The sequence below is a fragment of the Paenibacillus senegalensis JC66 genome, from assembly GCF_000285515.1.
Taxonomy (GTDB): Bacteria; Bacillota; Bacilli; order Paenibacillales; family NBRC-103111; genus Paenibacillus_L; species Paenibacillus_L senegalensis.
This window is the reverse complement of sequence record NZ_HE610958.1, coordinates 205238-223882: the sequence shown is the minus strand read 5'-3', so window position 1 is coordinate 223882 and position 18645 is coordinate 205238. Positions and strand designations below refer to the sequence as shown.

Genomic DNA, 18645 nt, shown 5'->3' with positions numbered 1-18645 from the left:
GGATCACTGGCTGCGCGGCTGCCCTCTATGAGGACCCCGTACTTGCCAAGAGCACAAGCACTGGAAAAAAACGATCAAACCATTGATGTGCGCCTTGAGGCAGCCGAATGCCCCCGCCTGTGGCGTGGTTGATGTAAAAATTCTGGAACAAAATCGTTTCAGCCAGCTCCTCGTTGGAAACGATAGCGTAATCCGATCCGCTATAAATGATTCCTGAATCGTACATGCCAGCACCTTTCAGGATGAATCCCGTTCCCGCAGTACCTTGTGTATTTGGCCGTTGAATGGCCGGAAGACGCAAAGAGGAGGTTGTTTTGAACCGACCGGCGGGCAAAAATACGGTGCTCTTCATTTCTGCCGAAGCAAATTCAATCGCTTGCTGAATAGCTGCTGTGTCGTCTTGAACTCCATCGCCGACTGCTCCAAAATCCATCACATTCACCATGCTAAGTTGAGCATTCGCCATAATTTGTGGACACCTCACTTAACGGCTGACACGCCTGTTCATAGAACGGCAGACGGAACAGCCTAGTATGTTTGTGGTCAGCTTCATATTACAACCAGATACTTATGATAGAATTTGTCAAATCATGCTCATGGCTTACGAAAAAAATAGACTTTAACTGTAGTTAATAGAAGCGCTTCGAAGGGAGAATCACGAAGTGAATGGGGAGGAAATATTGGTCATCGACCACGAAGAGCCGTATCGCCAGCTTATCCAATTTGCCTTATTAAAGCATAATTACAAGGTACTGCTTGCAGAGAACGGGGCGGAAGGGCTCAAATTGTATCAGGAGCATCGTCCGAATCTTGTGCTGCTGAATACTCAGCTGCCGGACCGAAACGGATTTGTAATCGGCAGACAATTACGCAGAAATTTAGATACTCCGATCATCTACTTAAGCGCTAGCGCTGAGCCGGAAACGATCATTAGAGGTTTTGCTGCGGGGGCCGATGATTTTGTTACAAAGCCTTTTGACACAGGAGTGCTTTTGGCAAGGATAGGAGCGGTGCTCAGAAGGAGCGCCATGGTCAGTCAGCCGAAAAAACCGCTGCCGGAGACGCCTGATGGCAATCTGCTAACTCATAAAGAGTACAATCTGCTGCTGCTTATTGAACAAGGCAAGAGTAATCGGGAAATTGCTAACTTGATGCAGCTTACAGAGGGAACGGTGAAGGTTTATAACAATATTTTATACGGGAAGCTAGGGGCGAAGAGCAGAGTACAAGCTATTACTCAAGCGAAAAAATGGGGAATAATCCCATAAAAACTATTTTTTAAGAGGATTTTCTGTACTATTAACTTTCGTTAATTCCCAAGATTGTCCATATTTTGATACAATAAGTATACATTTGTTTGCACTAGGATTATCGTAACGGGTAGAGGATTGGAAGCGCTATAGATGGGGAGTGTGCGAGAGCTTGTGCATCTTCTTAATTCTTCCTTGTTGTGCTTCCAAGTCTCGTGCTTGTTAATTAAGCATAATCGTGCTGCAACTGTCATTAAACCGCGCAGCTAGATAACAGTAGGCTAAGACAATGCTCACAGGCCAATTTTTGTTTTAAGGAGCTGCATTCGTAGTATGGGAGACGAAAAAAAGCGTGTCGATAGTCGAGTTGTTTTGGATATAGTACAAGTAATGCAGCTATTAAATGTAAACCCGGAGAAATTTGAATTGGCTCCGACTCGTTTCAAACACGCCAAGCCTGACCAGTATGCGATGTCGACCAAGGAGCAGCGGGATTAAGCTTTCACTGGATGAAAATTTTAATGGTGCTAAAAATGAACATGGACCAGACCGGGTGATCACCCGGCTCTGGTCCTTTTTTTCATTATTTAAAAGTTACAGGGCTCTGATCCCCTATAATAAGGAACTGTGCAGCTATCGAGCCCATTTTTCTCGCTTTATTGGGTTATGGTTAATTTACGAATTGTGAATGGATCGCTCGGCCCTTATAAATGCAATAAAACGTTTTGCTTCATCGGGCGTTAGCTCTCGGCCATCAATTTGCAGCTTATACTTTTGCAGAATGGTTTCATCGGATAATTCCAGGTGGTTAATAAATTGCTGGATATTCTCATCTGCAGACTGGGGGAAATCCGTTCTTCCTACAAGATAGTCTATAGAGACATTGAAATAATTGGATAATTTGGTTAGCATTGAACTATCGGGTTCTCTTCGGTTCTGCTCATAGAGGGCGAGAGAAGCACGTGAAATGTCCAAAGCCTCCGAAAGCTGCATCTGGGTTAGCCCTCTGGCTTTACGCAATTGTGCAATGCGGCTTCCATAGTTCATCTGGCATCCATCCATTCCTAGTAAATGACTTCTTACTACATTAATTTTCGGTAAGCCTTTACAATTAAATATATAACTATTCTTCAAAAAGTTTAAAGAAACATTTTCATTGTTATGATACCAATTGTATCAATTACTGTAGAAAAAAGCAATCGATCCTTATGGTTACTTCTCAGCAAACTTTAATAAATATATTAAAAAACAACCTTTGCTTTTATTAATCCAAAGAATAAACCAGTTTGTGAAAAATCCTTGTTATATCGTAATTCCTTGCTGCTGAAACGTCAAGATAAATTGTAAGAAAATGTAAGGAAAATTACATCAATTTTTACTATACTTACACAATAAGACTATTGAGCGAGGTGAAGGGCAAGTGAATATTTATGTAAGTGTTGATATGGAAGGGATAGCCGGTGTTGTTCTAAGAGAGCAGCTGAGTAAAGGAGAAGCTCTGTATAACGAAGCGAGACATCTCTTAACCGCTGAAGTCAATGCCGTTGTTGAAGCTTTGGTGGAACAAGGAGCGAAAAAGATCATCATTAAGGATGCCCATGGGAGCGGATTTAATTTCATTCCCGAATTGCTTCATCCGGGTGCGGTGTATTGTATGGGGGCTACGCCCGTCGCTCGCCGTTTTCCCGGGCTGGACAGCGGCTTTGACGGAGCTATCCTGCTCGGTTACCATGCTATGGCAGGTACCGGGCAAGCTGTGAGGGATCACACCATGAGTTCGCTGTCCTACAGGAATATTGAACTTAATGGAAAGCCCGTAGGAGAAATTACGCTTGATGCGCTGTTGTTTGGTTTGCACAATGTCCCCGTCCTGCTTGTGACCGGTGATGATGCCACGTGCCGGGAAGCCAAGCAATGCCTAGGGGAAGTAACCACTTATGCAACGAAAGAGGCGTTGAACCGTCACGCAGCGCTGATTAAATCTCCTAAGCTGGTGAGGGAAGAATTAAAGCAGAGCATCGGGACAGCCCTTTCCCAGCGGCCCCAATGTAAGCCTTTAAAGCTGGAAGGCCCTTATGAATTAATGGTGGATCTGATGACAACCGATCTTGCTGATAGCCGGAAGGTTGATGGTACACATAGTATTCGTTTGGATGGCTGCCGAATACTTTATAAAGATCAGGACTTGCTTTCTCTGCTTAGTAGAGGATTATGAGAAAAGCGGATCGATTGGCCGCGAGGCTGTCCAGGCATGTGTAACTTTAATTCCCTTGACGGTCTATGTTAACTATTTTACATATAATTAATAATTATGCCTAGTAGAATCTGTATAAAGTTAACCGGCTCACTCTAATAATTAGAGGTTGACAGTATAAGATAGCAGAAGCGGAGGGGAAGAGGGAGTCCAAGCTTTCCGAAGGAAAGAAAGCAACTTCGGGAGCGTGGAAGCGTTCGCCTTTGTCACCGGATTCCAACCGCTGAGGCGGCTATGATTAAGAAATCTGGGGTCAACGCTTTCTGGAAGAAAGCGTACTTCGGGAGCATATGCTAACAGCGATTGGAGGTCCCCTCATTCCCCGTAGTGCTTTCCTCCCTTGTTGTCAACCACTAGTTTAAGTTTTGAGCCAGTTAAACTAGAGAAAAGAACGTTTCGGATAAGGAAAGAACTCAGGATAAAGGATGAAAGGATTCTGGTGAAGCGAAACGGCCTCCTTTGTTCGAGTGAGAATAGGATAGAAAGCTGGTTGCAAAATAGAAGGGGCTGTCCCGAAAAGTAGTCGTTCGGCCCGATAGCTAGAATAAACACCCCCCATGCAGCGGCCCCGAGGCTACTGGCCCGAGGCGAATTGTACGCGAAATGTATGCGAGAAACCGCATACATTCGCTGCAGCGGTAGCGGGGCCTGAGGCGAATTGTATGCGAAATGTATGCAAAAGTGTATGCGAAATGTATGCGAGAACAGTCATGCCATTGAATTCTCAGGCACAACTCCAGCATGAAAATAGCAAGGTTGGCGGGGTTCGCGGGCTGCGCGGGCTTGTTGCCTGCGTTTTATACGAAATGTCGTACAAATGCATGGGGTTGACGGGCGAATACCGGAGATTTGTATGAAACGTCATACAAATACAGGGGTTTGAAGGGCAATTACCCAAGATTTGTATGACAAATCGTACAAATGCAGGGATTGAAGGGCGATTGCCCGAGATTTGTATGACAAATCGTACAAATCGTACAAATCGTACAAATGCGGGGCTTTAAGCTATTAAGGAGCTGCCAGCCAACAGCAGACAGTGTTTTAAACGAAATATCGTACAAGCTCCAAATCATATTATCGAGGTGCGATTACCCGAAATTGCTCATCATGCGGGGCGTTTTATTTTCACAGAAAAACCGCATACAATCGCCGCTACAGCGGGTCCCGAGGCGAATTGGGGCTGTCCTGGAAGTCAGCGTTGACTGACTGCTGGACGCCCCGTTTTCGATGATTCTGGATCTGGAGATGCATTTTCGCGGCGTACGCATGAAAACGTTCATGGACAAGTTGTTCGAAACGATGATCCGCAAGCTCATTGCGGGGATCGCCAAATACCTGGACAAGGTTCACGTTGAGTTTGGGATTGTGGCATTAGCCCACAACCTACTGAAAGTAGCAGGCATCCGCCTCGCTACTTTCTTATAAAAACATGACAAAAAGAAGTTGGACGGAAAACATTATGTTTTTCCGCCCAACTTTTTATTTTGGGGACTTATTGGACAGCCCCTTCAGTTCATTTTTTGATTCAGGGTATGTCCGGTTTAGTCATGCAGTTTGAACCATTCGAATTCACGAGAAGCTAGCAGCTTACGCTGTCCAGGCTGGATCTGGTAATAAACATTCAACGTAAAATCGTTCAAGGAATCCAGGCGGTACACCAGCTCAGGATCATTCTTGGTGATCGAGAGACTATGGCTGCCGAGCTGCAGATTGCTTGTTCCTTCTCCTTGTTCAGGGGTATCTTCACTGCCTAAACCAAATTCTTGGGAGAAGGAGGTTGTCCCTGATTTGTCTACCAATTCAAAGACGACTTTATGATTCTCCGTGTTGGTCAGCACCATCAAATCTTTTTCAAACAAGTAATCAAAGCTGAGCTTAACCTCTCCGCTATTGAAGTTCAGGGTTGTCCCGATGTTGCTTAAGGATACGGTATATGGATACATCTTGATATCCTTCAGATCCATTTGCGGCTCGGTATGTTCATAAGGAAGCGCGAAGGCCAATGGTTGAACGTAAGCATCGGCAGCCTCGTCCTGTTCGACCAAGCGGTTTTCAATGACTCCCTGTCCGATGAACAGCTGCAAATCGTTAGCCTTGAGACCTTCAGGAATAATTCCCGACACATGAAGAAGAACTTTTCCATTAGGGCCAACCTTGCTCTTAACCTCACTAATTTCGGTAGGCAGCACGGTTCCTTCAGGAGAAACAAAGTGGGCAACCAACTTAGACAATTCCGTAAACCGCTTTTCTTTGTTTTCCACTTCGAGCAAGGTAACCAGTACATCCCCGGTTTTACCGGCGTACGTATGAATTTCCTTGACCGCATATTGGGCTTGACGTCCAACATCATTAATCGATTGCGGCTGACCGCTGCCGACAGCAGGAACGATCATCATATCGGAATTATGAACAAATTGCAGCAGGTCTACCTTTTGGGCGGATGGAGTTTCGCCTTCCTTGGCGCCTTCCCGGCTTTCCTGCATGTACAGCTTGATCTCTGAGAAATCATACGTATACGGGACTTTGGAAATATATTGAACAGCAACCTCCTGTCCCGGTCTTAAGCTTAAAATCTTATCGGTGCGCACGACTCGGGCTTCAACATCGACGGCGTCATCGAGCTTGAAGTAGCCCGCCAGATTCGGAACGGGAAGAGATGTTTTTCCTTTATTTTTAATGATGATTCTTCCCGTCAGCAAATCCTCGTCTTCCCATGGAAGCCGTTTGAGCGACTCTAATTCGGCTGTGTACGTACCGGCAGGAGTAGAGAACTCATAGTCTTGACCAAGTGACACATCCTCGGTTGTTGCCTGTGGAAGCTGGAAGGAAGCTACCGGAATTCTGACCGTAAGTCCATCCCCTACTTCCGAGGTGTGGGTTACCACCAATTGCCATCCCGTTTCACCAACGGAGACAGGCAGTGTTCCAGTCAGTGGAACCTCTTTAACGACTCGCGGATTAAGCAGCATATCCTTCTCCAGCCCGGATGCGGTAAGCGGGTATTCCAGCCCCTCGGACGTTCTAAGGCTGAACTGCATTTCTGGCAGCTTGGCTGCGCGTGTACCCGAGTTTTCCATTTCAAAATAAATGGTAGGCATATAATCGGTGTCGTTCTTGCTTACGGCAATTCGCTTGATGCCGGTTTTTACAGGCTCGTTATTAAATATAGCCATTCTCTTCTTGCCTACCGGCGTGTACAGATTATAATTGTCGGGAACCTTTACACTGCCTAACTGGCGTTCAAAGTTGGGCACGGTGAAGTCCCAGCGGATCAAATTGAAGCTGAGATCTGTAAGCTTGGTATCCTTGCCGACCCTGGCGGAAAACCGAAAATCAACGCTGCTGTAAGCGGGAATGCGGTTTTTTAGTTTATCTTCAGGAATCAGTCCTACTGGGAATTGAGTGCCGCCCGGACCATGCAGACGTACCCAATAATCGATAAACTGCAGTTCTGTCGCCCCTTTGTTATGAACGGTCAAGGTAAAGGTGGCGACATTGCCATCCTCAACGGGAGACAGCACGACACGGGATACTTCGATCGTGCTGTTTCCCCCGATCGACACAGAGCCGATCGGGGGGAGAGGGTTGAGCACTTCTTCGGTGGCGGCGGCAGCCGGAGCGCCGTCTGCGTATACTAATGCGGGAGCCACGGTTCCTGATGCGAGGACTGCGGCTAAGCTTAGAGCAGCCAGTGATTGTTTCCAGCGGTTATCCATGTTGAGACTCCTCTCCAAATTCATTTCTTTGAATTCAATTCGCATTTCGTTGCAGTTGATTATTTATTCAATTAATTGTTCCTGAGGGTGTTAATTTGAAACAGCGGCATCGGTGGATTCGATAACTTCAACCCCGCCGCCCATTCCTGGCGGCACGAACTCTTCCGGGTTTTCTCTCATTCTAAGCAGCGCTTCGTTGCCTTCCTGCTCCCATTTCTGCAGGGCTTCGCGAACCCCGATATTTCCGTCTTTGGCATTGTTAAAATGCTCTTGACCCATATACATCACTTCGTAGATATTAGGGTATTTCTCGTAAATGCTGTAATCTTCGGTATAATCGGCAAAGCTAGGAGTAATATTGTAAAAAGCTCCAATGTTATATTCATCGCCTACGCTGCTTGCGGTGTAATTTTTGTTGGAGATCAGATTATAGGAACTGCGGGACTTCAGTCTGGCCCAGTCCTCGCCGTTCATAAACGAAATATAGTCCCAAGCGACTTCCGGATTAGCGGCATTGGCATTGACGGCCATCAGCATCTGCAAGCCAAATTGATTCGTGCCGGACGTATCGCTTTCCGGCAAGGTCACCAGATCCCAGTCAATTGGAGTGTAATCCGGATACTGTTCTGCGTTTTTGTTGGCATTGGTAATTTCACGAATTTCGCTGAACGAAATAATGGACATCGCCAAGCGATTGGACAGGAAGTCGTTATAGCTGAACGGCCCGCGGTACTCCATTTTCTCCATGTCTTCCCACGTCATATTCGGAATGACCTTCTCATTGGCCAGGTTGATAACCGTACTCCACACTTCTTCCCATTTATCGGTATTGACGGTCATTTGCTCCCCGTCCTCGCTAAAAGTACGCAATCTCAGCATGGAGGAGTAATTTTGCATAGTATAATACAATTCTCCGTGGTTGTAGCTGGAGAAGTTAAACCCGAATTTGCTTCCGTCTCCTGGCGATACTCTTCTGGCCAGATCAAACACTTCGTTCCAGGTCATATTGTCTTCCGGATAAGAGACGCCTCTGTCATCAAACATGCCTTTGTTATAAATAAGCGCCGATGAATAGAAAGTAGGAGAAAGGGCGTAAATCTGATTGTTTCCGACACTCTTAATACTATCTATTACTGCAGGAACAATATCATCCACTTTAAAGTTGTCTCTGCTAATAAACGGATCGAGCGGGGACAGCAAGTTTTCCTCTACCAGCATAGGAAACTGATCATGGGTGAACATGACTACATCAGGAGGGTTTGGCCCTTGCATCATTTCTTTCATAAGATCCACCGGATCCTTATACTCTTGGGGCTCATCGCTGTAATAATTGTTTCCTTCTACAGGGACGAACTCGATCGTAACATGCTTGTTTTGCAGTTCGAACAGTTCCGTGTATTCCTGCCTGAAATAGTTCTCGTCATACCATGAATTCGTCATTCCGATCCGCAGGGTAGTCGGTTCGGGTTCGCTGGGCGCGGCACCAAAGCTGCAGGCGCTCAATGCGGGCACGAGCAGAGATAAGGAAAGTGCTGCCGGCCATATTTTTCTATTTTTATTGACCATTATTTGTTCCCCTCCAATGAATTAGGTGGCTTGATTAAAATTTTTTCTCCATCGAACTCCATGCTGGCCTTGCCGTCAATGTTCAAGGCTTCCAAGAAGTTACGTGGAATTTGCAATCTCCCTGCCCGATCCAGGACGACATATTCCTCATGGACTTGGTTCAGGTTGAAGCTGGCGGCCTCATCCAGGTTGGGATTGCGTCTGACGAACTCTGTGCTGGTCAGGCCATCGCGGATAGCTACAACACGATCCACCTTGCTGGCCAGGGACAGATCGTGGGTGACAATCACAATCGTGACCCCGAGCTCTCGGTTCAGCCTGCGAAACGTATCCATGATCTGGTCCGAGGTGGCGGAGTCGACGGAGCCGGTCGGCTCATCGGCCAACAGCAGGGAGGGGCGGTTAGCCAAGGAAATGGCTATGGCGACCCTTTGCTGTTCCCCCCCGGAGAGCTGGGACAGTTTGTTGTGAACACGCTCCTTCAACCCGACCCATTCCAGCAGCTGCAGGGCATAAGCGCGATCGACTTTGCCTTCGAGCATCATCGGTGTTTCCACATTTTCCAGTGCGGTTAGAAAGGGCAGCAAATTGCGGGCATTGTTCTGCCACACGAAGCCAACCGTCTTTCTTTTGTACTGAACAAGCTGTTTGTCCGTAATCTTCAGCAAATCCCACTCGCCAACCCGGACTTGGCCGGCAGAGGGGCGGTCGAGGCCGCCCAGAATGTTCAGCAAAGTCGACTTTCCGCTTCCACTGTTGCCAATAATGGCCATCATTTCTCCATTTTTGACTTCAATGTTCAGGCCTTGAAGAGCGACAACTTCCAAATTATCGGATTTGAAGATTTTGACCAAGCCTTCACAATGAATCATATTCATGTCCGATTATCGCTCCTCTCCCATTTTGACAGCTTGATGAACTTTCAATCTGCGAATGTGAACCAGCAGCAGAGCCGCGCCGGTAAGCATCATGAATGCTACTACAATATACAGCTGGTTCGTATCCCTTGCTTCAAAAACGACACGGAACGGCGGAACCTGGGTCTGGACACTCTCCGCTGTTTGAAGGAAGGGCAGGAACAAGTAGCTGGTTGCTTTCCCGATTCCGACACCCAGAACAATGGCCAACCCGGCAGTAAAGATCTGCTCCATCAGCAGCATAAAGGTCAGTTGGCGGCGTTTTAAGCCCATCGCTCTGAGCACACCGAACTGGACTACCCGACTGGACAGATTGAAGAACCAGAACAGCAAATACCCGATCAGGGATATGAGGACAGAGACAAGAAAGCCCAAGCTCAAAATCCCGAACACTCCTCCGCGTGACGGATGGCGTCCTTGCGAAATTAACTCATTGCGGACGTCCTTAACTGATGCCACTTCCATATTGCGTGCGGCCAATTCCTCCAGCAGCGGGGTGACCCGGGCTCCATCCTCCATCTTCAGCCATACTTCATAGGGGAGAACGGCTGCCTGATCATAAATAAATTCCAGGTTAGTGATAAAGAAAGGTGTTTCCTCCGGATATTGGGCCGGCCAATAAGGCAGGATCCCCACGATTACGAAATCAATGGCCTGCTGCTGTATGGATAGCGTCAGGATATCGCCGACAGACAGCTGGTACCGCTCTGCAAAATTAGTCGGAATTAAAACTGCTTGTTCAAATAGGCCTAATTGGTTTAAATATTGGTGAAACTTTGCTGCGCCGGGGACCAGATCATCGCGGAACCAGGCCACGTGATAGAACTGGTCGTTGTCGATGCCGACAACCGTGCCCTGGCCTGCTGTACGTCCCGATACTGTAGCGCTGGCCCGGGTCTGCATGACTCTGGCCGCATGCTCGACACCTTCGAGTTCACGGTAGAATTCGAAAGGCGGCTCAATATAGCGGGTATTTCTAGGCCCGGTATCTCCAGGGCTTCCTCCAGGCCCTCCAGGCCCGCCAGGCCCGCCAGGCCCACCAGGATTTCCACCTGGTTGCCCGCCGCCGCCGGGCTGTCCGCCCGGTTGCCCGCCAGGCTGTCCACCGCCTCCTCCAGGAGGGTTGGGGTTGGTGGGCAGATCATCGCTGACGTTGTCCCAGGCTGTCTGGATAATAACATCAGTCCCGTACTCATAAAGTGTGCGCTCTGTAGAGTTCAGGTCGATAGTTCGCGCTGCGGAGGAGTTGTAAACACCAAGCCCCAGCGTGAGCATCAGCAGCAGCATCAAAGGATAGTAGGATGCTGACGATCGGGATAGCTGCGTTAGCGTCAAATAGGATGATACCGATAAGAAGCGCTTGGCAATCCAGCCGATGAGCCGGAGCAGCCAAGGGAAAACCCGTAAAAAGAACAGTCCGAATGAAAAGATGGCTATTGCCGGGACAAAGAACAACAAAGGCTGAACTTGCAATTGATCGGTAGTCAATCCGGTCTGCATGCTCAAAAATTGTCTTTGCTGGAACAGATACCAGCCATACCCGACTACACCCAGCAGGGCGATATCGAGAAACCACCGCTGCCAGACAGGCTTGCGGTCTGAGCGGGCGATGCTTTGCTTGTGGGTCACGATCGACGCGCGCGCATAGGTGATCGCGGGAATAAGACTAGCTGCAATGGCGATCAAGATGGCTGCCAGACCGTAAAGCCACATCTCCATGCTGAATCCGACAGGTACTGATTTGCGGTCCACGAAGGTTAAAAATCCGCTGCTTGAGCCTATGCTCTTAGCCATAAACCAGCCGAGCATGGTGCCGGTAATTAAGGCGACGCCGCCAAGCAGGAAACCTTCAAGCAAGAATATCCGGACAATCTGACCGGTGCTTGCTCCGCGGGAACGCAGGACGGCAATATCATTGCGCTGTCTGTCCAGTGCCTGCCGTGAATTCATGACGATGTAATAGAATACCATCGCAATCATGGGCGCGGCCAAGGTGAACAGCAGAAACTGCAGCTGGGTGCTTTGCCGTTTAAATTCAGCTAGTAAATCCTGAAAGGATACATCGACTCTAGTATCTTTGAGCAGCTGGTACAGGTTAATCTCCAGCCGGTCAAGCATTCTTTCCAGAACAGGAATCTGGCTAGTTTGAATTTCTCTCAAATCAAAGGCATAGTACCAGTTAGCCATACTAAGCGGCACGTTGCGGTTGACAAGCTCGCTGTTAAATACAGCTTCATCGATTAGCAGTGTATTCAGAAAGCCTTCCATTCCCTGGTACCAGTAGGACGGGCTTGTTTCTGACGGCTGGAATGAACCGACAATCTTGATTTCCAAAGGTGGTATTCCATTGCCTCCGGCTACCGGGTACTTAATAATGTCTCCTACACGAAGATCATTGCGGAAGAGAGCCTCTTCATACATTAGTGCTTCCAATTGACCGTCTTGCGGTTGACTGGAAAAAACATTTCCTCCCGTTATTTCAATATGATCGGGGAGGTTGCTGAGCGAAGTTAGAGTCATCTGTCTCCGCTGACTCGGATCCACCTTGCTAGGGTCTGCTGGAGTGACGGAAGTGCTGCGGATAGACTGGCTTCTGACGAAGCTCTCTACGGGAAACCCGATATCCGCGGGAATTTGCTGCTGTATGTATTGGTTGACTTCGTTGTAGTCTTCCAAATCCACCCGTTCCGAGCCGACAACCTGATAGCGAATCATTAAGGAGCCTGGAGGCCAGCCGTTCTGTGTTTCTTGCTGCAGCGAGGATGCGATAACTCTTTTTAGTGCACCGTCAGCATACATAGGAATACTGGTTGTAAAAGCAACGGCGACAATTAAGCCGACGAACGTGCTTAGCGTCAACCAGCGGGTATTCCACATTTTACGGAATAAAAATCTCAGCATAGGCATGATGTTATCGACCTACAACTTTCTGCCCAGGAGTCAATCCTTTAACAATTTCAACTTCCGTGGGTGTTTGCTGACCGACTTCAACATCCACTTCTCGCTTGGTGCCATCAGGGTCTACGACCTGGACATAGCTCCTTCCGGTAATGGTCCGCAAGGTGGACAATGGAATCAGCGTTACATTTTCCCGTCTTTCGATAATAAACGTTGCCCCAAGCTGGGTGCCGCGATGCACATTCTCCGGCATGGCCTCCAACTGAATTAGGACGTAATTATCAAGCGAATCCTGCTGTTGTCCGCCGGTGCCGGTATTCCCGTCTGGCGAGGAAGGGTTCGGAAGCTGCAGCAAAGTGCCTTTATGCTGTCCGGCGCCGTTGATATCAACACGGGCTTCCATGCCGATGGCGACCTTTTTCAGGTCATCCGCGCTGAGGGATACGGCAACCGCCAATGAAGACATGTCCGCGAGAACAGCTACCGTTTCGTATTCTTTGGAAGCATCGCCCTTTTTCATATACAAGCCGGCGATCGTTCCGGAGAACGGTGCCGTGAGCTTCGATTTGGAGATGGTTTGCTCCAATTCGCTAATCTCTTCGCGGGACAGCTCATAGTTGATTTTGGCCTGCTCAATTTCGTCCGAGGTTTTGTCCGTAGTGTCTCTTAAAATTTCAATAAGGGCTATTTCCTCGCTGCGCAGCTGCAGCCTTTTCTGGCGGAGCTGGCTCTCCAGTTCGGACACATCGAGTTCGGCAATGAGCTGGCCGGCTTCTACCGAGTCGCCGCTGCTGACATAAATTTCTTTGATGCGCTTGCCATCTACTGTAAAATACAGCTCTTCTTCCTTGGCTGACATCATTTTCCCGGTTCCTCTAACGGTTTTTTCTAAAACGCCGGTCTTCACCTCGTATTCCGGCTTGGCGGAAAGCTTAGGCGGATTAATAATAGGGAGTTCTTCCTCCTCATCCTCTTGCGGGAGCAAGGAGCATCCGGCAGCAAGAAGCATTACACAAAGCAGGGAAGCCAGAATCGAGGTCCAGCCGAACTTACGGCTGGATGAACCGGCCATCCACCATTTCGAAAACATGATCGGCAACCTCCATAATTGTGGGATCGTGAGTAGTCATACAGATTGTTATTTTTTCAGTTTCTATAATCTTGCGGAACACCGCCATGACTTGAGCCCCCATCTGTGAATCCAGTTCCGCAGTAGGTTCGTCAGCGAGAATCAGATTAGGCCGATGGGCAATCGCTTTGGCGATGGCTACGCGCTGCTGCTCCCCCCCGGAAAGCTCGAACGGGCGATGGTTAATACGTCGGCTTAAGCCCACCAAATCGAGGCAGTAAAGCGCCCGTTCCTTCCATTGGGAGCGGGGGGTGCCAGCCATTCTCATAGCGAGCTCCACATTTTCCCGAGCCGATAGAAGCGGCATAAGAGCGAACGACTGAAAGATAAAACCGATTTCCTTACGGCGAATCTCGGTTCTTTTCTCATCACGCATCTTGTGGAAGGGATTGCCGCGAAAATAAATTTCGCCCTGGTCAGGCTGGTCGAGTCCACCAATCAAATTCAGCAGAGTGGTTTTGCCTGAACCGGACCGCCCTTTAAGCATTATCAGCTTCTCCGGCTCAAGCTCAAGGTCGATGCCTTTCAACACATGCAGCTTGCGGCCGGCTGTTTGAAAGTGCCTATGTACCGCTTTTACGGAGAGCAGGGGCTTTGCGGGTGCGACGGTTTCTGTCATTCCTAACCTCCTTTTTTGTCGTGCGTATAAATGCTAGTTGCTGCTTTCAACCAGTGTCTGGCTTCCAGGACATGCTAATCTGTCTTCCTAAAGATTGGGTAACATTTCAGTTACAAACGCTCTGAAACGTTAATGTTGTTAAAAGGAAGGTAGTTCTATGGAAGGAAATTGCCAAACATTACACTTATAATGACGAGTTTAAAAAGTTAAAAGTTTCATAGTTGCGATAAAATTTTCTAGCTAAATTTAAAAATTGGTGCCGATTGCAGAGGGCAGCGAGAAATTTTCCATTCTTGCCCGGAATATTGAACGGCCCGGGCAGCTGCAAAGCTTGCTGGAAACAAAAAAACAGACTATCTTAAACTATTGTAATTTGGCATAATGAACACAGCATGCTATGGAATGGGTGAGTCCAATTAAAGGGTTCAGATTGTATATAACGATAATCGGAATTGTTGTTATCCTGCTGGGTGTGGCGGCTTTTAGCTTGGCTTCCGCAGCGCCGGTGAATTTGCTGCTCAATGCCGATTTTGAGAAGAATACCGAGCATTGGACGGCAGATAGCTGGATTACGGGGCAAGAGGCGTCCCGATTCACCGACAGCACGGAGGAAACGAGGAGCGGAAGCACCTCATTAATGATTGAGAATCGTGTGGCTAATGATGCCAAGTGGGTACAGAAGGTGGCTGTGGAACCAGACAGCTATTATCGTTTTTCTGCATGGCTGAAGGTTGCGGGCGCTAATCCCGAGTATACGGGAGCTAATATTTCGATATTGGGCACGCTGGCCATGTCCGAGCATTATCATGACACCGGGGGAGAATGGACATATGTGGAGCTCGTCGGCAAAACGGGGAGCGAACAGACGGAGCTGAAGGCAGCTTTGCGACTAGGCGGCTACGGCAGCCTTAATCAAGGCAAGGCTTACTTTGAGGATGTCTCGCTAGTGAAGCTGGAGGAGGCTCCGCCTGCAGCAGCATCCTTTGAGACGGAGCCGTCGGTTGCCACGGATGCCGATGCGGATTCGCCTTCCTCGAAGGTATCCCTCGTGCCGCCGCTGCTTTATTCCTTGGCGTTCTTCCTCTTGTTCGCAGCTTTATATTTGTGGAGGATTCAGAGAGAATTTCTTCCTCTTGTCCGCAAGCAGAGTGGCGGCAATGACAAGGAATGGTTTCTGTTTTCGCTCGCCGCCTCCCTGCTAATCCGTCTGCTGCTGGCAGCGGATATGATAGGTCATCCGGGTGACATGGCTACCTTTGCGGCTTGGGCCAGAATGGCTGCTGCGGAAGGCATCGGCATGTTCTACAGCAGTGCTTCTTTTGTCGACTATCCGCCAGGCTACATCTACATATTGTTCGTGCTCGGCAAGCTGCAGACCTGGTTCGATCTGGCCAGCGGCTCGCGGGCGTTTGCTGTGATTCTCAAAATGCCATCCATTGCCGCCGACCTGGTATGCGCGGCTATCATCTACGCGGCGGCCAAACGCCGAATGAGCGGTTATACCGCATTGGCTCTCAGTTTGCTCTATTCGTTCAATCCCGCCATCATTGTCAATTCGGCAGCCTGGGGACAGGTGGATTCCTTCTTCACCCTGTTTTTAGTCAGCGGCATCCTGTTGGCAAGCCGCGCAAGCCACGGCGGTGAGAGCTCAAGCGCAGGCAGAGGAAGGAGCAGCCGGGCCAATGCGCAAAACCGCCGGTACATGCTGGGAGCTTCGGCAATTTTAGCGGTGGCGCTGCTAATCAAACCGCAGGCGCTCATTTTTGCGCCGGTGTACCTGTTTGCGCTATATGCTTCGCGCAGCTGGAAAACCGCCGCTTCCTCGCTTGCTGTCGGCCTGCTTGTATTTATCGCCGGCATTATTCCCTTTACCGTCCACCAGGAATGGAATTGGATACTTAACCTGTATAAAGAAACTTTGCAATCCTATCCCTATGCGACCTTGAATGCATTTAATTTTTTTGCACTGACGGGGGCTAACTGGAAAGCGCAGACGGCGCTTCTGTTCGGTGTGTCCTACCAGACGTGGGGCTGGCTGTTTATTATTGGCGTAACAGCTTTTACGAGCTGGCTGTTTTTCCGCCGCAAGCCAGGGGTACAGGCTAATTATTTCGTTCTCGCCCTGGTGCTGATCGCCACCGTATTTGTGATGGGGGTCAAGATGCATGAGCGGTATTTGTTCCCGGCCCTTATGCTTGCCTTGATGGCATTTATTTCTACCCGGGATCGCAGGCTGCTGCAGCTGTTTGTCGGCTTTAGCATTACCCAGTTTGTAAATGTGTGCTATGTTCTTTTGCACGGTTTTGAGCATATGTACGCTGTTAGCCGGCTGGACGGCCTGCTTTTGCTGACCTCCTTGGCAAATGTCCTTCTATGGGTCTATCTCATTTGGACGGCCTGGGATATTTTTATTCGCGGCAACCATCATCCCATCCGCGGACCCAAGCCTGCTTTTTCGGGGGAAAATGCGGCGGCTGTTGAAGCCAAGCGTGCATCGAGAACCGGCAAGTTCTTCAGCAGGAAAGATTGGCTTCTTGTATCGCTTATTACGCTCATCTACGCTGTTGTCGCGCTTTATCAGCTGGGCTCATTCCGGGCTCCGGAATCCGGCTGGAAGCCGCTTGCTTCGAGCGAAGGCGTGGTGATCGATCTGGGTGAAGCTTACCCGATCGATAGAACGCACGTATTCAGCGGAATTGGCAGCGGCACGGTGACGCTGGAGTATTCGCCCGATAACGAGCAATGGGGAGAAACGCAAACTCTGGAATTAGACTATACGCGGGTGTTCAAATGGAACACCTTGAGCGAGCCGCAGGATGCCCGTTACGTGAGGGTAACGGCAGTGCGTAAAGGGTTCGAGTTAAAGGAAATGGCTTTCTTTACCGAGGGTTCCGAGGAACCGATACCAGTGGCGCTTGTCACAGCCTTTGGCGGAGCTTCGGAAGAAGCGGCCAAAGCATTGTTCGATGAACAGCATACTGCAGTCTATCATCCTACATTTATGCACAGCACTTATTTTGACGAAATCTATCATGCACGGGCCGCTTATGAGCATTTGGATGGGGTCAAGCCTTACGAGAATACCCATCCTCCGCTAGGCAAGGAGCTTATTGCCGCAGGCGTTTATTTGTTCGGAATGAATCCGTTTGGCTGGAGAATTGTCGGGACGTTGTTCGGTATTGCGATGATTCCGGTTATCTATGTGTTTGCCCGCAGAATGCTGGGCAAGCCCGTATATGGAGCGATAGCGGCGATTCTGCTGGCCAGCGATTTTATGCACTTTGCCCAAACCCGGATCGCAACGATCGACGTATATGGTGTTTTCTTCATCATGCTCATGTATTACTTCATGTATCGCTATTATACGCTCAATTTTTATCAGGACGGCCTGAGGCGGACACTCATCCCGCTGTTCTGGTCCGGGCTGCTATTCGGAATCGGCGCTGCCAGCAAATGGATAGTCATTTACGGAGGGGTGGGGCTTGCCTTCCTGTTCTTCCTCTCACTATATGAACGTTATAGAGAATACGATCAGGCGAAGCTCGCGCTGGCCAGCGGGGAACTGGCGGGCCAGCCTGCTATAGAAGCTGATCTGCGTCACAAGGTGTCCCGCTTTCCGGGCTACGCCTGGGCGACTATGGCGTGGTGCAGTCTATTCTTTGTCGTCATCCCGGTAGCGGTCTACGCACTATCCTTCCTGCCGATCATGCTCGTTCCGGGACAGGAAGTGAGCGTGGCCAAGCTCGTTCAATATCAGCTTGATATGTTTAGCTACCACAGCGGCCTGGTCGCTACCCATGCATTCGGCTCCCCCTGGTGGGAATGGCCGTTCATTGCACGCCCGATCTGGTTTTATTCAGGACAGTCTCTGCTGCCTGCAGACCAGGTATCGAGCATAGTGTCTATGGGCAATCCGGCTATCTGGTGGCCGGGGACATTGGCCGCACTGGTGACGGCGGCATGGCTGGTAAAGGGGCGTTCCAAAGGAATGCTCGTTGTCGTTGTCGGCTTTGCCTCCCAGTATATCCCCTGGATGCTTGTTCCGCGGCTGACATTCATTTATCATTATTTTGCCATGGTTCCTTTTATTATTCTGGTCTTGACTTATTGGTTTAAGCGCGGCATGGAGGCGAACCCACGGTTAAACTATGCAGTTTACGGTTATGTTGGAATTTGTATAGCTTTATTTGCCTGGTTCTACCCGATCCTGTCGGGAATGACAATCAGCAAGACTTATGCTAGTTTATTAAAATGGTTCCAGTCATGGCATTTCTATAGCTAGGCGGTTGACTGGCA

Annotated in this window: 13 protein-coding genes; 5 read left to right on the top strand and 8 right to left on the bottom strand. The window is 49.0% G+C overall.

Going from position 1 to position 18645, the window contains the following annotated elements; genetic code table 11:
• Positions 1 to 25: 25 nt before the first annotated feature.
• The gene (locus tag PSHG_RS29280) at positions 26 to 466 is read right to left on the bottom strand and encodes a glycosyl hydrolase family 28-related protein (protein WP_010272253.1); all 441 of its coding nucleotides are present in this window, start codon (positions 464 to 466) and stop codon (positions 26 to 28) included.
• Positions 467 to 662: 196 nt separating this feature from the next.
• On the opposite strand from PSHG_RS29280, the gene PSHG_RS29275 reads away from it, so the two are divergent.
• Positions 663 to 1268 carry a response regulator transcription factor gene (locus PSHG_RS29275; protein WP_010272251.1) on the top strand — a complete coding sequence of 202 codons (606 nt, stop codon included), beginning with the start codon at positions 663 to 665 and terminating at the stop codon, positions 1266 to 1268.
• 315 nt (positions 1269 to 1583) lie between these two features.
• Complete coding sequence (locus tag PSHG_RS30475; protein ID WP_157213439.1) at positions 1584 to 1748, top strand: hypothetical protein; 165 nt, start codon at positions 1584 to 1586, stop codon at positions 1746 to 1748.
• A 177-nt stretch (positions 1749 to 1925) separates the two neighbouring features.
• On the opposite strand, the gene PSHG_RS09475 is transcribed toward PSHG_RS30475, so the two are convergent.
• Positions 1926 to 2297: a helix-turn-helix domain-containing protein gene (locus PSHG_RS09475; RefSeq protein ID WP_026021279.1), complete on the bottom strand. Its 372-nt coding sequence runs from the start codon at positions 2295 to 2297 to the stop codon at positions 1926 to 1928.
• A gap of 373 nt (positions 2298 to 2670) precedes the next feature.
• On the opposite strand from PSHG_RS09475, the gene PSHG_RS09470 reads away from it, so the two are divergent.
• Together PSHG_RS09470 and PSHG_RS09465 are read left to right on the top strand one after the other, a co-directional pair.
• The gene (locus PSHG_RS09470; RefSeq protein WP_010272248.1) at positions 2671 to 3465 is read left to right on the top strand and encodes a M55 family metallopeptidase; all 795 of its coding nucleotides are present in this window, start codon (positions 2671 to 2673) and stop codon (positions 3463 to 3465) included.
• Between the two features lie 1266 nt (positions 3466 to 4731).
• Positions 4732 to 4929, top strand: coding sequence for a hypothetical protein (locus PSHG_RS09465; protein WP_010272246.1), 198 nt, complete (start codon positions 4732 to 4734; stop codon positions 4927 to 4929).
• Between the two features lie 116 nt (positions 4930 to 5045).
• Here PSHG_RS09465 and PSHG_RS09460 read toward each other — a convergent pair whose 3' ends face one another.
• The 6 genes from PSHG_RS09460 to PSHG_RS09435 form a co-directional block, all read right to left on the bottom strand.
• On the bottom strand, positions 5046 to 7220 hold the full coding sequence (locus PSHG_RS09460) for a hypothetical protein (protein ID WP_010272243.1): 2175 nt from the start codon (positions 7218 to 7220) through the stop codon (positions 5046 to 5048).
• A gap of 90 nt (positions 7221 to 7310) precedes the next feature.
• A complete protein-coding gene (locus tag PSHG_RS27120; protein ID WP_010272241.1) occupies positions 7311 to 8786 on the bottom strand; it encodes an ABC transporter substrate-binding protein in 1476 nt (491 codons plus the stop codon).
• Entirely contained in the window at positions 8786 to 9658 is an 873-nt protein-coding gene (locus PSHG_RS09450; RefSeq protein WP_026021277.1) for an ABC transporter ATP-binding protein, read from the bottom strand. Before PSHG_RS09450 ends, PSHG_RS27120 begins: the two co-directional genes overlap by 1 nt.
• 12 nt (positions 9659 to 9670) lie before the next feature.
• Positions 9671 to 12610 (bottom strand): ABC transporter permease, encoded by a 2940-nt coding sequence (locus tag PSHG_RS09445; protein ID WP_010272236.1) that lies wholly within the window; start codon positions 12608 to 12610, stop codon positions 9671 to 9673.
• Between the two features lie 4 nt (positions 12611 to 12614).
• Positions 12615 to 13691 carry an efflux RND transporter periplasmic adaptor subunit gene (locus PSHG_RS09440; RefSeq protein ID WP_010272234.1) on the bottom strand — a complete coding sequence of 359 codons (1077 nt, stop codon included), beginning with the start codon at positions 13689 to 13691 and terminating at the stop codon, positions 12615 to 12617.
• Positions 13651 to 14349 carry an ABC transporter ATP-binding protein gene (locus PSHG_RS09435; protein WP_010272229.1) on the bottom strand — a complete coding sequence of 233 codons (699 nt, stop codon included), beginning with the start codon at positions 14347 to 14349 and terminating at the stop codon, positions 13651 to 13653. Before PSHG_RS09435 ends, PSHG_RS09440 begins: the two co-directional genes overlap by 41 nt.
• Before the next feature lie 430 nt (positions 14350 to 14779).
• Here PSHG_RS09435 and PSHG_RS27115 point away from each other — a divergent pair, with 430 nt between their 5' ends.
• Positions 14780 to 18631, top strand: coding sequence for a glycosyltransferase family 39 protein (locus tag PSHG_RS27115; protein ID WP_052310060.1), 3852 nt, complete (start codon positions 14780 to 14782; stop codon positions 18629 to 18631).
• Positions 18632 to 18645 lie beyond the last annotated feature (14 nt).